This window comes from Paraglaciecola psychrophila 170 (genome assembly GCF_000347635.1).
Classification (GTDB): domain Bacteria; phylum Pseudomonadota; class Gammaproteobacteria; order Enterobacterales; family Alteromonadaceae; genus Paraglaciecola; species Paraglaciecola psychrophila.
In genome coordinates, this window is record NC_020514.1 from 2796378 (window position 1) to 2811700 (window position 15323).

10 protein-coding genes are annotated in these 15323 nt (G+C 39.8%); all 10 read right to left on the reverse strand.

The genetic code is table 11. From position 1 onward, the window contains the following. Nucleotides 1-20 precede the first annotated feature (20 nt). The gene (locus tag C427_RS12245; RefSeq protein WP_007635683.1) at nt 21-998 is read right to left on the reverse strand and encodes an alpha-ketoacid dehydrogenase subunit beta; all 978 of its coding nucleotides are present in this window, start codon (nt 996-998) and stop codon (nt 21-23) included. A gap of 1 nt (nt 999) precedes the next feature. After that, nucleotides 1000-2184, reverse strand: a complete 1185-nt coding sequence (locus C427_RS12250; RefSeq protein WP_007635684.1) for a thiamine pyrophosphate-dependent dehydrogenase E1 component subunit alpha — start codon at nt 2182-2184, stop codon at nt 1000-1002. Nucleotides 2185-2410: 226 nt separating this feature from the next. After that, nucleotides 2411-5278, reverse strand: a complete 2868-nt coding sequence (locus C427_RS12255) for a TonB-dependent receptor plug domain-containing protein (RefSeq protein WP_007635685.1) — start codon at nt 5276-5278, stop codon at nt 2411-2413. Nucleotides 5279-5398: 120 nt separating this feature from the next. After that, on the reverse strand, nt 5399-6439 hold the full coding sequence (locus C427_RS12260) for a FecR family protein (RefSeq protein WP_007635686.1): 1041 nt from the start codon (nt 6437-6439) through the stop codon (nt 5399-5401). Beyond that, nucleotides 6436-6996, reverse strand: a complete 561-nt coding sequence (locus tag C427_RS12265; protein ID WP_015430898.1) for an RNA polymerase sigma factor — start codon at nt 6994-6996, stop codon at nt 6436-6438. Before C427_RS12265 ends, C427_RS12260 begins: the two co-directional genes overlap by 4 nt. Before the next feature lie 122 nt (nt 6997-7118). Further along, nucleotides 7119-8576 (reverse strand): tetratricopeptide repeat-containing sulfotransferase family protein, encoded by a 1458-nt coding sequence (locus C427_RS12270; RefSeq protein ID WP_007635688.1) that lies wholly within the window; start codon nt 8574-8576, stop codon nt 7119-7121. Nucleotides 8577-8638: 62 nt separating this feature from the next. After that, the gene (locus tag C427_RS12275) at nt 8639-11302 is read right to left on the reverse strand and encodes a TonB-dependent receptor plug domain-containing protein (RefSeq protein WP_007635689.1); all 2664 of its coding nucleotides are present in this window, start codon (nt 11300-11302) and stop codon (nt 8639-8641) included. Between the two features lie 354 nt (nt 11303-11656). After that, on the reverse strand, nt 11657-12694 hold the full coding sequence (sohB, locus tag C427_RS12280; RefSeq protein ID WP_007635690.1) for a protease SohB: 1038 nt from the start codon (nt 12692-12694) through the stop codon (nt 11657-11659). 86 nt (nt 12695-12780) lie between these two features. After that, nucleotides 12781-14493 (reverse strand): VolA/Pla-1 family phospholipase, encoded by a 1713-nt coding sequence (locus C427_RS12285; RefSeq protein ID WP_015430900.1) that lies wholly within the window; start codon nt 14491-14493, stop codon nt 12781-12783. Between the two features lie 42 nt (nt 14494-14535). Then, nucleotides 14536-15255 (reverse strand): hypothetical protein, encoded by a 720-nt coding sequence (locus C427_RS25530; RefSeq protein ID WP_015430901.1) that lies wholly within the window; start codon nt 15253-15255, stop codon nt 14536-14538. Between the last annotated feature and the right edge of the window lie 68 nt (nt 15256-15323).

Genomic DNA, 15323 nt, shown 5'->3' on the forward strand with positions numbered 1-15323 from the left:
AATTGACCTAAAAATCTACCCTAAAAATTGACGGTGCGTTTTATAGCTTCGAATGTTTTAAGATGATCTGGCATATATTCTTTTTCATGGGCCAACGGATAAGGCGTATCTAAACCACACACTCGGCAAATAGGTGACTCAAGGTACAGAAAACACTTTTCCTGTACACTTGCTGCAATTTCACTAGCAAAACCAGCGGTTAGCGGTGCTTCATGATTGATCAACAGCCGTCCAGTTTTTTCAACCGAACTACACACTGTCTCAATGTCCCAAGGTAATATGCTCTGTAAGTCAATTACCTCACAGGATATGCCTTGTTCTTCTGCCATGGCCGCTGCTTTTTCTATAATTTCAACTTGTGCGCCCCAAGCTAATAAAGTGATATCAGTACCTTGTTTGACAATGTCAGCTTTACCAAGAGCAAGCTGGTAATCCTCTTCAGGCACTTCACCCACTGAAGCACGATATAAACGTTTGGGCTCCATAAATAAAACAGGATTATCATCACGTATTGACGCAAGCAACAAGCCCTTTGCTTGATAAGGATTGCGAGGTATCACCACTTTCATACCTGGTATATGTGCGAAAAAAGCTTCGGGTGACTGAGAATGATAAAGACCACCTGATATACCGCCACCGTATGGCGTACGAATAGTCAGTGTGCCACATGAAAACTGGCCGCCAGAACGATACCGAAACTTTGCGGTTTCATTTACAATTTGATCAAAGGCTGGAAATATATAATCCGCGAATTGTATTTCAGCAACCGGGACTGAGCCTTGTGAAGCAAGGCCAGTAGCAAAACCAATGATGCCTTGTTCAGTTAAAGGTGTATTAAAACAACGGCCTTTCCCAAATGTTTGTTGCAGGTTACTGGTGGCTCTAAATACACCACCAAAGTGGCCTACGTCTTCCCCAAACACCATGACTTTTTCGTCATCATTCATAGCTGTTATTAAAGCATTATTCACAGCCTGCAGCATATTCATAGTCGCCATGTTATGACCTCCCTGACGTTTTTGGATATGCTTCCGGATACATATCAATATGTGTTTTCAACTCAGCTAATTGTGCCTTTAAGTGCCATGGAGGTGTGTCATACACATCTTCAATAATTTGCTCAATCGGACACACCGGTACTTGTTCGGCAAGTTTTAGCTCTTTTAAAACTTCTTGTCGGGTTTGCTCAATAAAAGCGAGGTTCTGTTCTTCATCTAACCAACCTTTGGACTGCATCCAGGTTTTAAATCGTGCCACAGGATCTTTTAGCAACCAACTGCCCTCCTCGTCTTTTGAACGATAACTAGTTGGGTCATCAGATGTAGAATGCGCTGCTAATCTGTATGTCATTGCTTCTATTAGCACCGGACATTGGTGTTCTAATGCTAATTCTCTGGCTTTTTGGGTGGCGCTATACACGGCCAATACATCATTACCATCAACTCGAATGGTACGGATCCCGTAACCTAAACCTCTTGAGGCGATACCATCACCTTTAAACTGCTCTTCAGAAGGAGTTGAAATCGCATAACCATTATTTCTACAGAAGAAAATGACAGGACAATTGAGTACAGCTGCCATGTTAAGTCCAGCATGGAAATCGCCCTCAGACGCCGCGCCCTCTCCAAAGTAACAGATAGTGACAGCTTCAAGGCCAGCCATTTTCTGGCCATAAGCGTAACCACTTGCTTGTGGTATCTGTGTGCCTAAGGGGGAAGAGATCGTCATAAAATTGAGTGCTTTAGAACCATAATGAATTGGCATTTGTCTACCTTTGTTCAGTTCATTTTGATTACTGAACATTTGATCCATAAATTCTTTACTGGTAAAACCTCTATAAGCCAGTGCGCCTTGCTCACGATACTGCGACATGATCATATCTTGTGGCTCTAAAGCTGCAGCGCTGGCAACCGTTGAAGCTTCTTCGCCGGTACAGGCAAGGTAAAAGCTAATCCGACCTTGTCGTTGGGCGGCCACCATCCTTTCATCTAACACCCTGACATATTGCATAGTATGCAGGATCTTCAGTGCAGCTTGTTGGGTGATGTTTGGTAATTCTGCTTGTGGATGCAGCGTCCCGTCTGGTTGTAAAACCTGCAGCATTGGAATATCAATCAGGCCATTTTCGATAACGTTAACCTGATGAACCAGTCCGATATTAGCTAAATGATTTCTATCTTTCATCTATCAACCTATGGCAAAAACAAACTAAATCAATACTTTGTTTATAAATTGTAATTAGGATGTTAATCCTAGATGAAAAATGAAGAATTAGCGTTGCCAATTAGCTTATTTGACGATAAAAAAAGAAATGAAATGGTTAATTATGAATAATAAAGATGATGTTTGTCCTAGTTAAAAATATTATGTATCAAACGTTATAAAACCACAGATCCGCTTTAATTAAGGATTAAAACTCATATATCGTACGTAAATAGTAAAACCCACCATTAATACCTAATGGAGAGGTAGCTGGGTATAACGCTCCGGCTTCAGCACTAAATGGGTTATGGTCAGGGCGATTATCAAATAAGTTTTTAGCGCCTATAGATAGCGTAAAATGGGCACTATATTGGTAACGTATGTCTACATCCAGAGTTAATTCAGAGCCTGCAATAAAATCATATCCTGCCGCTGCATCTAAGTGGTCCTCATAAAAATCATCATAAAAATTAAGGCGGATATTACTACTTAGTTTATTGTACTCTTGCATAACAGATAAACTAGCTCGCTGCGCAGGGAGGTTATTTTCAATCATATTTATACGTTGTTGAGTAAGGTTTGACTCGAAGTATGTTGAGCCATCAGTTCCGACTATAGGATATAAAGTGACTCTATCAACAACAGTATCTGTCCAGTTGTAAGTAAACATAAAACGGCTCGGGATATTAAACAAATAGGTTTCGTAATTCACCACTAAGTCTAAACCTTGACTGGTTGAATCAAAATCATTGGTGAAATATTTTGCACTGCTGTAACTAGTGGCATCTGTTATACCCGCATCCAATAACGATTGAATATCCTCTTTACTCAGCGTTAACGCTGAAGTGGTACTTATCCGATCATCAAGTTGAATATTGAAATAGTCCAACGTGAAATAGAAACGTTTAGCTATTGCACCTACTAGACCAAAACTTGTATTGAGAGATTTTTCTGGGCGCAAAGGCGTAGCACCAAGTTGAATAGATATTGCATTGGTGGGTGGTAATGTCGCTTGATCCTCTAAACCTTGAGGTGAAAAAGCAGTGGTCACATTAATAACATTACTTTGACCAACTGTTGGGGCTTTAAAACCGGTACTCACTGACCCACGTAATGTCAGTGACTCATTTAAAATCATTCTCGCAGATACTTTTCCATCAAAAGTAGAACCAAAGTCTGTAAAATCTTCATACCGTGCAGCAAGACCAAATAAAAACACATCGCTCATATGTACTTCAAAATCTGTATAGATTGCCCAATTTCCTCTACCCCAGTTGCCAGATGATTGAGGGCTATATCCAGGAAATCCATTGGAACCCACACCAAAGCCTTGAGATAATCCAGTATTAGGATCAAAAGCTAAATCACCCACCGCATAGGAAGCCAAATCCCCTACTTTTTGCCGATAATTTTCTCGCCTCCATTCTAGGCCAGTAGCAAAATTGATTTGATACTTTTCATCTATGTTGAATTGTTTAAATAAGTCTAAATTAATATTTTTTTCTAGTTGGCTGGCTAATCCCGGATTAAAAGAAAAAGGAGTGAGTGGGCCTAAAGATGGATTAACGGTATTACTTATCTCGTAGTCAATCTCAGAATAACCCAAACCTACACTCAGATCGTAATCCCACTCGGAATATGTTTGCCCTTTAACTCCTAATACCCAAGAAACGTCGCTGATCGTGCCGCCAAATTGCGGGGTAAAACCGCCAGGCAAAATTTCATTGAACGAAAAACAGTTTTGCCCTAATGCGCTTGATTTATCCGTAATAAGTAGAAAGTCGCTATCGTCTAATACATTGTTATCTGTTATGAATACTTTGGGGCAACTAATACCTACTCCGATACCGTCTAAGTCAGCGACCAATAAAGTCGCTACACCATTTTCATCTGGTTGTCCTTCATATACTCCATCTCGGGTGTGTGGATTACGAAAATAAAACCCTCCTTGTATTTGTCTTTGAGCCAGATTACTGAATGAATACAGCTCATTAGATGGATCCAATTGGTATCCCATATTCACTAATAGTTTTACATTATAGTTTACTTCAGGACTGCCCCAAACTTGCGCTGGATTGGCAATGTTGTTATTTCCTGCCTCAGTTAAAGCCAATGCATCGTAACGTTGCACACTTCTGTCTGTAGCTGCCTGTTGTTTAAATTCAGTACTTATATTAATAAATCCATTAGAGCCAAGTGGTAACCCAAGATTGCCCTGAATTTGAAGTAACTCCCCATCACCCTCACCAAACTGACCTACCCTAAGATCAATCATCCCTCCATCATCATTATCATTAAGCACAAAATTAATCACACCCGCTATGGCGTCAGAGCCGTATTGTGCGGCGGCACCATCACGCAGCACTTCAATTTGTTGTAACGATGACGTCGGAATATTAGATATATCTACTCCTTGTGCTCCATCTGATAGACCGCCTCCTAAAAATGTAATTGCTGAGGATCTATGCCTTCTTTTACCATTTATTAAAATCAACGTATGGTCAGAAGCCATACCACGTAAGTTTGCTGGACGTACTAAACTAGATGCGTCGTTTATGGGTTGGTCATTAACGTTAAAAGAAGGTACTAAAGAAGAAATCATAGAGGTCATATCGGTAGCCCCCTGACGGGTGAGTTCAGCTACCCCAATTATATCTAGTGGAATGGGTGAATCAATGACTGAGCGAGGTGCAGACCTGGTTCCAACCACTGCAATTTTTTCCATTTCATTTGATGAAAACAAGCCTTTTTTAGTCTTTGAGTCAGCTAAGTTCATCAGTCCAATATCATCAACTTGAATAATCGCCTTTACACTCAATCCTTTTTCATCATATACGGGGTATAAACTGGTACCTTCTAATAGTTTAACTAAACCTAATTCTACAGTGTAATAACCGATTAAACTGTTGGCTATTTCCTGCTCCGCGAGTTCAATGGGAAATAAAAGTGTAGAGTTGGCTTGCTGGGCAAATAATATAAGTGCTTTGTCAGCCACTTGAGGTGGAATATCGAATTGATACTTATTCTTGGCTGACGCCTGAAGTGAGATAATTAATAATAAAACCGATAAGCGCATATAAAACACATTGAAGACTAATTACAATTCGAATTATAAGTCTAGCACGATGATTTATTATAGAAAACGTTGAAAATGGGCCTTACACGATAACTCTATAATTTAGTTAATCAATTTCTATTAACCGGATGACAATACTATCGATTGCTCATCTAGTTTTAAGTAAACAATATTAAAGTTGTTTTCAAGTGCAAATAATAACCCTTGTATATCCCCCGCTTTAAAATAGCCTGCTATCCGCCTTTGTTTCACTTGGTCATCAGCTAAAGTAAACTTAATTGATGTGTAACGACTTATCTCCTGCAACGCTTCTGATAAAGGTTCTCCATGAAATACTAACATACCTTGTTGCCAAGCTAATTCATTTTGAATTTGCTCATTGGACATTTCCAATTGTTGAATGGATTGCTGACTAATAAGCGCTTTCTGGCCCTCAATCATTAGTTCCCCAAAACCCTCGAGCGGATTTGCTGATTCAGCAATAGAATTGTTATCTGGCTTATCTTTGACTAATACTTTGCCATCTGTAACTAACAATTCTAATTGATGGGCATTGGTTAATTGCACATTAAAAGATGTGCCTACTGCGGTCACTGTATTGTCAGCAGCTTTAACAATGAAAGGCCTGTTTTCGTCATGAGCAACATCAAAGTGTGCTTCACCTCGAAGTAAATGAACATTTCTACGAATATCAGAAAAATCTACTAAAACTAAACTATCAGTATTTAAATGGATAACAGAGCCGTCTGCTAAAGAGACTAGGCGTTGCTCACCTACAGCTGTTTCAGCGTTAAGCACTAACAATGATGGGTCTGTGCTGGAAGACATCATTTGGGTATTAACTAACCATGCTAAACAGCTCACAAATACGAAGGCCAAGCTTGCAGCTATGCCACGAAACTTCTTGTTAGCAAATATATGGTTTTGACGTGCCTGAGCATCTCGTAATGGAAATAAAGCACTTAGTTCGTTTAATACACTTAACTCGTCCCATGTTTGAGCGACATCAAAGAGACTTGTTCTATGTGCTTTGCTGATGTTTACCCAATCAGCAAAAGCCTGCTGTTCGATTTTGTTTAAGCCTCGATCAAAACGACTAATCCATTCACATGCTTGCTGGAGAATGTCTTTCTTACTACTAAATAATTGAATGTTATTCATTTGTTGACTGTTTCACTATGTTTCACTGCACCAGCAGCTTGTTCCGTGTCTGAATTGACAAATTGCTGCAAATATAATGTACATTGTAATAAACCTTTAGCCACATGCTTTTCAACAGTACTCTGGCTTAACCCAATATACTCAGCAATATCCTTTTGACTCATGCCGTACACCTTTTTTAATAAAAACACCCGTTTAACTTCAACTGAAAGTGTGTCTGTGGCTCGGCAAAAGTGTAAAAAACGCTGCTTACTTGCAACCTGACTTTCTAAGCTTTTACTGGTTAAATCACTGGGTAAACTTTGCATATTATCCAGAGACTGGTTTTTTTGGGCACTGGCTCTTGAAACATGATTAAGGGCTAAGTTTTTAGCGGTTGTCAGCATATACGTTCTTTCGTATGTTATTTCTTGCTTTAGTTCAGCCTCATAACTTTTAACAAAGGTTTCTTGTACGATATCCTCAATATCATCACTGTGAACAATGCCACCGATCACTCTTATTAATTGAGCTCGGCATTTGAAATATGTCTGTTCTAGTGTCGATTTTCTTATCATCTTAGCTATAAATACTCTGTAAGGGGGGGATTACAGTATTTGTTAATTTTGACTTATTTGAAGTTAACACTTTACCTAAAGTCGAATAACGGATAAGTCGCAATTGCTTGCTGCGTTCATCATTAACCATGTTCACTATCGATAAATTGGCTTAGATGATCTGCATAATTGTACCAGTTGTTAATGGATATTGTATTCATTGGGCGCCTCACCTGAATATTACTTAAGGTTTTTACCACTTTATTGGCCTCTGGGAACGTGGATTCAACCAATTGTGAAGGTAACCCACAAAACTCAAAGATATTTTTGATCGTCTGGTCTTTATTCACAACCAGCTGTTCGTAGCTAACTTCATGTATAAAGCTAGGTAATTGAGTGTTCCAGAATTCCATCAAGTCAGCATACAAAGTGTGATATTGCTTAAATTCATTTAACGAACAAAAATAGGGTTCGTTCTGAGCAAAGGAATTACGGTAAATAGATAAAGCTACATCAGCTAAATTACGCTTAATATGCAGTACTTTAGCATTAGGAAATAATTTGTAAATCAAACCTATTGATTGAAAATTAGCAGGTAACTTATCAATCACATAATCTTTACCTTTTGCATGAATAGACATTTTTTCTAGGTATATTTGTGCGGCAGCATTTAATTGTGCACTAGAGACGTTACTCATCGAGTAAGGATAATGTGATTTCGTTTGACTAAATAAAAAGGCTGCCACTTCACGGCTTAGATAAGGTACTTCACCAGCAGACGAGATATCCTGATGCTCAGTTAGTAAATACTCAAGTAAAGTCGAGCCAGTTCTTGGTAAACCAATAATAAAAATAGGAATAATTTCAGGGAAAGCATTATTTGTAGAGGAGCAACTACCTATTGATAAAACATGCTCTGACGCCTTTATTTTAATGTCTTGGAAAAAACTTTGTAACTCGGAGGTTTTAAAATCGCAAAGCTCAGTTTGAATTAGATTAGCACGTTCAAAGTGTTGCCAAGCTTGTTGGTAGTTTTGTATTCCATGTAATACATTACCAACAGCATAATGAAGAGCGGTTGTCTCTTGAGAGGTTATGTTTTTTTGCTTTAAACGCTCTTTAAGTAAAGGTAAATATTGCTCGTTGTGACTATCAAGGCGAGTGAGTTCTAGCAGTGCATATGATGCGATTGAATCTGTTGTTAACTGAATAACTGTTCTAAAAGCATGTTCGCCTTTCGCTAAATTCCCCAAAATGATGTATTGCAAACCCAGGTGGTAATGGACCATTGCATTGTTGGGCAAATGACTTGCAGCATACTCTAGTGCTGTTAACCCATCGATTTCAGAATTGACCCCATTAAATGCCTCAGACAAGTGGATGAGGGGAAACGCGTCATTAGGTAACAACTCACAACTTTTGGTTAGAAAAGACACGGCTTTATCAAATTGTTCAGCTTCCAGAGCAATGACACCCATACCTAAATAGGCCTTCCCACATTCTGGATGACTGATGATTGCTTCCAAATATAAACGTTCAGCTTGCACTAAATCACCCATTTTAAAAAAATCAGTAGCATGTTGTAATTTTGACAGACTCATCAACTTAACCATAATAAAAAGTATTTTAAAATGACCTTACCAATTAGGTAAGGCCGTCATACTTAAAAGTTATAGTTTGCACTTATGTAGTACAGACCACCATTAAAGCCCATTGGTGACGTCTCATAATAGACACCGCCCCAATTATTTTTAGGCAATCCTTCAGCATCTAAACCAGCAGTTTGTTGGACTCTTTCCGCTTCTTGATCAAACACATTTTGAGCACCGACACTGATTGTAATTGAATCACTGAACATATAACTTACTTCGAAATCAACAGTCACAGCAGAACTGGCGGTAATAGCAGTTGCATCATAGTCAACATGTACACCTTGATATTCGCCGTAGTAGTTGGCTCGGGTAAACATCGAAATATCTTCCCATGATTGAGACCAAGTAAAAGTAGCTCTATGATTAGGCAAGTCTTCTTCTAGACGTTTCACCTTAAAGGCACCGGTGATCTCAGAAAATTTAGTGACTTCTGTATCGTTCCAGTTGTAAGCAAGGCTAAAAGTAGAGCTACCATCCAACAGGTCAGCACTATAGTTAGCCACCACATCAATACCTTGTGTCGTAGTGTCGAAGTCATTAGTAAAGAAACTGACTTGTTGGAAACTATCTATATTCGGCTCGATGGCTCTAAGTGCATCTTTATCTTCAGCGGTTAAGTTGATTTTATCAGACTGACTGAGACGGTCTGACACTTCAATATGGTAGTAATCCACTGTCATAAAGAAATCACCGTCTTGATAGACACCACCTAATGTATAACTGTCTGATTCTTCAGGTTGTAACTCAGTACCACCTAATTGAACTGAAATTGGGTTAGTTGGCGCTAAAAGTGCTGAATCCACTAACACACCACCATCCAAGTTGGTTTGCACGTTACTCACGTTGGCTTGACCAACAGTAGGAGCACGGAATCCAGAGCTGATTGAACTACGTATTGACAACTCATCAGTCAGATGGAACTGAGCAGATATTTTATAGTTGGTGGTAGAACCAAATGTATCATAATCTTCAAAACGTAATGCGCCACCTAATAATAAAGCTTCAGTCACCTGGGCTTCCATATCGACATAAGCGGCGTAGTTTCTTCGGGTTGACACACCGGCATCATTTGGCTTGAATCCAGGAAAACCGTTTGAGCCAATACCAAAGCCTTGAGTAGTCAATGGTCCAGCAGTATAGGAGGCTACATCACCTGCTACTATTTCATATGATTCCTCATGCCATTCTAAACCACCGGCAACGTTAACGTCTTCATATAAACCAGCATCAACTAATTTAACTAAATCAAAGTTAAAGTTTTTCTCCAGCTGAATATACTTTCCAGGGCGAAAATCCCGAGGCGTATTTGGCCCCAAAGAAGCGTTAACAGTATTGTAAATAACATACTGAGATTCACTACGTCCCACTGTGCCACTTAAGTCATATAAAACACCATCAGCAAAACCGTCTTTGAATTCGCCTTTTGTGCCTATTGTCAAAGATGTATCGGTAATATTACCGCCAAAGTTAGGAGTGAAACCTCCAGGAATTGATTGATTAAAAGCGAAACAATTTGCTGCTGTAAGAGAGTCAAGAGCAGTTTGGTTTGGTAGACCATTTGAGCCAATTTCTACAATAGGACAATCCAATTGTTGATCAAAGCCTTCTAATGAACCCACTAATATAGTGGGCGTGGCTGCATTATATGCAGCTTCTTCAGAAGTAATAACATCTTTATCTAAGTCTGCAGGTTGTCTAGTTGCTACACCCTCAACATCACGAATATTACCACCGTAAACGCCACCTCGCGTATTGGGGTTCCGATAATAGAATCCACCACGCACATCACGTTCAGAATAGTTACCAAACATGTAAAACTCTTTATCATTTCCTAAGTCTAGACCAACGTTACCAAAAATAGTGATATCGTCATTGACCTCTGGTGAGCCCCAAATTTGGGCTGGATTAGCCACATCCAAACCTGCAACAGCAAAGGCGGCCGCATCTGGACGTTGTACACTTCTACTTGTAGCGTCGGCATTTTTATATTGAAAACTGACGTTAGCAAATCCGTCTTGTGTCAATGGCATACCAATATTACCAGACACTTCAGTGGAGGCGCCGTCACCTTCATAATACTCACCACGACGAACCGATAACGTACCGCCGTCGGAATCATCTTTCAGAACAAAGTTCATTACGCCAGCAATAGCATCTGAACCATACTGCGCAGCAGCACCGTCACGTAACACTTCAACCTGTTTTATGGCAATGCTTGGGATAACAGATATATCAGGACCCTGTGCCCCATCATTAATACCACCACCTAAAAACGCGATAACAGATGAACGATGGCGTCTTTTACCATTCAACAGAATTAAAGTACTGTCGGCGGGCAATCCACGTAAATTTGCAGGGCGAACCAGGGAAGCAGCATCACTAATCGGGTTCGAATGCACATTTAAAGAAGGCACGGTACCTTTTAAAATTTCTAACATGTCAGTATTACCTGACTTTGATAATTCGTCAGCACCAATGATGTCTATAGGTACAGGTGAGTCAGCAATAGAGCGTGGTGCTGCACGGGACCCGACTACGGCTATTTTTTCGAAACTATTATCATCATCATTTACTTCTTGAGCAAATACAGGTGATACAGATACAACACTAGCGGCTGCAGAAGCAGCTATAATGAAGCGAATGCTTTTACTAAGTTTTGTTTTTGATGTTCTCATGATTTATTCCAGCTTAATATTTTTATAATGCTTAATGGTTAGGGCAATAAAATACAACCCCTGAAAAGTCCATTAAGTGCTTGATGTCCATTAAGTGTTTGTGTGTCCTTTTGACGCCCACAAAAAGTGATCGCAAATAACTTATAAACCTGAAATTAATTAAAAACAAACAAAACACACAAAATAAAAAATATACTTTTTTTGATAGAGGATTTTGGTTTTTGCTTTGTCTATAGGGGATGGGAGAGTGTTAGTTGGAGATTTTACGGTATAAATTGTCAGATCGTATAATGTTACCACTAAGTTTTAAATGTCGAAGAAGACTAAATAACCTTCTCCGACAAACGCAATTAGTTAGCGAAAATTGGTTTCACTTTTACTCCAAAGTTTCATCAATAAAGACTCAACAGAAAGACTGGCGGCTAAGCCTAGTCTTTCTGGTAAACTTTTTTTCATACTATATTTAACAGTGAAAATTTTCTTATTTTGATTGGCTGCTAATATGTAATCGTCAGATGTTTGAATATTATCAACTAAACCCAGCTCCTTAGCTTTAATACCATACCAATATTCACCGGTGGCTACTTTATCAATATCTAACGCTGGTCTTTGGGTTTGCACAAAGTCCTTGAACATATGATGCACATCTTCAAGCTCAGCTTTGAATTTCTCTCGGCCTTGATCGTTGTTTTCGCCAAACATAGTTAAAGTGCGTTTAAATTCACCTGCTGTGTGTTGTTCAAACTCTATATTACTTTTCTTAAGCAACTTGTTGAAGTTAGGTAACTGGGCTATCACACCAATAGAACCGATAATGGCAAACTTTGCTGCCAACACATGATCCGCGACGCAAGCCATCATATAACCACCACTGGCGGCAACTTTATCTACCGAAATAGTGAGTTTGATATTTTTGTCTTTAATTCGTTGTAACTGAGACGCGGCCAAACCATAGCCATGCACTACCCCACCTCCACTTTCAAGTCTCACTAACACTTCGTCATCTGGTTTAGCTACACATAAAATAGCCGTGACTTCTTCCCGCAGATAATCCACCTCATGGGCGTCCATCGAACCAGAAAAATCAACAACAAAGATTTGGCCCTTGCTAGGTTCATTCGCATCTTTATTCTTTTGTTCTTTTTTCTTGGCTTTCAGGGTCTTTTTTTGTTGTTTGTGAAATAATTTAAGTTCGTCTTTACTTAGTAATTCACCTCTTGCAAAGTCAGTTATCGACTCTAACTTATCTGATAAGGAGCTAATTTCAAGATGGCCTTTACCTTGTTTTTGCTTACTAAATAAAGCAATAATACCGCCAAGCGCCAAAAGAATCGCCACTACTATTGTTATCGCTTTAGCAATAAATAATCCGTACTCATATAAAAAATCCAACCGGGTGTACTCCTAAAAAGTATTTTTAGATATATGGGGATAAACTAACAAAAAAAAAGCCAAGTGCTTAACTTGGCTCTGTATTTTCACATGTTAGTTTGATTTTCAACCACTGAGGTATCAGCAACAACTATATTCTCACCACCAGTAACAATGAAGGTTACCGCTTGGCTTTGCATTTCTGTAGTGGTTGCAGCACTAATGCTAGGACTTAAAAATGACGAATGGGCCCCAGAAATAAATCTGACAACGCCACTTCCTTGGCCTGCTGTTGATACTTTAGGTAAGCCCATGATATCGGCTAATGGCTGTCCACCAACTAAAGGTAACGATGTAGTAACTGGATTCACCTGATCAGTCAGCGCAGTGCTGCCATCATCATTGTTTCCTCCACCAACAACCAACTGCACTAATGTTGGAGTGGTACTCGATAATTTAGCGCCACAACTAATAGGATCTGCCGCATCGGTAACCGTTTGCGCAGCGAAAGCAACCAATGTGAAACCAGCATTAATTTCTGCTGCTTGCTCAGCAGTAATTACTTGTTCAAAGTCTAAGTAAGCTGGACCTATGGCCGCTGCAGCAGGTATTCCATTTTGCAATGCAAGGGCCGTTAAAAACTCTACAAACTCAGGTGAGGATGCCACTAAAATTTGACCTTTGATAATTGGACCAAAAAAAGCTGAATCAAGCAAGCCTGCGCTGGTTCCCCCAGTTGGCACATTGATTGTGGCAGTTTGAAATGTATACATATTATCAAACGTGGCTAAATCTCCTGATAAACTTTTATTTGCTAACGCAACAGCACCTGTTCCATAAATGGCACCTAAACTCTGGCCCATAAAATGTACTTTCGAGGTATTTAAGTCGACTAAACCTGTTGAATCATTGATAGCATTAAGCACTAATCTGAAAGCCATAATATCAGCGATACTTTGACGATCATTATCTCGAGTATTTAATAGGATTAAAGAGGTATAGCCGACACTGTCAAAAACATCCTCACCAATTGTTATGATTCGATCACCATGTAATGGGTGATCAATTGCCACAGAAGCATAACCAGCCATAGCTAAAGCCGATGCAATGAACAAAGCGTTCTTTTTCGTTTCACCTAAACCATGTTGAAACACCACTACTGGCCAGCCTCCAGCTGGTTTAGTTTGCGCAGGTACAACATCACCAGATGCGGCAGATATCATGGAAATCACTGATTCGTCAGGAACAGTAAAATATACGCGGACATTTTCGGTACCCGATTCATTATATAAGGTGTTTACATCGTCTGTTTGACGGCCTCGTAAAGCAGGGATGGGATTAAATTTGGTGATATTTCTTGGGTCTGTCATACCCAAGCTGGTTAAATTTAGGTCAAATAAGGTTCCTCCTGATGCTAACTGACACAGTGCGTTATTAGCGCCAACTTGACCTGCTTGAATTAACCCTGTGACTATTTCAGTGCCAAGGGATTGTAAAGTGGCTCCACTAGTACATGCCGCTCTCCACCAGTCGTTAGCAGGATTAGTTGTACTTGAGTAATAAGGTAACTTAACCTCACCCTCGACTATTGTTGAGGCACACAATGGACCTACCTGAGAAAAGGAGGCTGTAGCCGTAGCGTTTGCTGGAGAAGCAGGATCTGAAACAGCAGCAATAAATCCATCACAAGTATTCAGACCCACAGCATTTAATTGCTCTAACAGATCATCTGAAAGTAATGAAGCAGAAATGTTTTCGAATACAGTATCAGGGCCTGTGGTTAATTCGGTAGTAATGGTCGGTAAATACTGTGATGCCACAGCATTGGCTGTGGCTAAATCTGCACCGGTAGCTAAGGTAGCCTAAAATGCTTGGGCATAAGGCGCAATGTTTAACTGTTTGACTGTGTAAAGAGAATCTTCAGTAGATTGCGTAGAAAAATAAGCTGCATAGGAAACATCACCGGTATCTAATCCTGAAGGCTCTAAAACATTCACTAAGGAACTAACCAAACCTTGCAATTGCAGCAGATCATCTGAGCCTAAAGCATTGGTGGTGATATCTTGACGAGCCAGCTCCCAAGTAATAGAGCCTTTTACTGCTCGACCGTCGGTTGATTTTAACTCTTCAGTGACAACTAACATATGACCCTGAGAGGACTTCATTGTATTAAGAGGGATGACACTAATAGCGCCCGTACCTGTTGTATAAGAGGCAACAAAATCGACACCGTAGATCAATTCTTCGCCTAATTCACATGGCACACCAGGTGCACCGATAGACACGGCTAATGCCTGACAAGTTTCCGAAGTACCTTTTAAGGCTTGAGTCGCTTCAAAAATTCTTATAGATGAGCCAGACACCGTCGCAGCTTCAATATCCAAATCATCTGTTAAGGATACTCGAATAGCAAATGGCATATGCGCAGACCAACCGTCCAGCGCACTAAGAGAATGTAGCGGATTGGCAGGGTCAAATTCATCATTACCTTTAGTATTAAGGGTGAAATCAAAAAAATTGCCATTCGGTATCATCAGAAAATCGTTTGGTACATTTATATCAGCAGTAGCCGGATTAAACACGACCCGCACAAACGGCTATTCAAGAACCACTTATTGAATTTCATCAGTTACTGTGACATCTCCAGGTA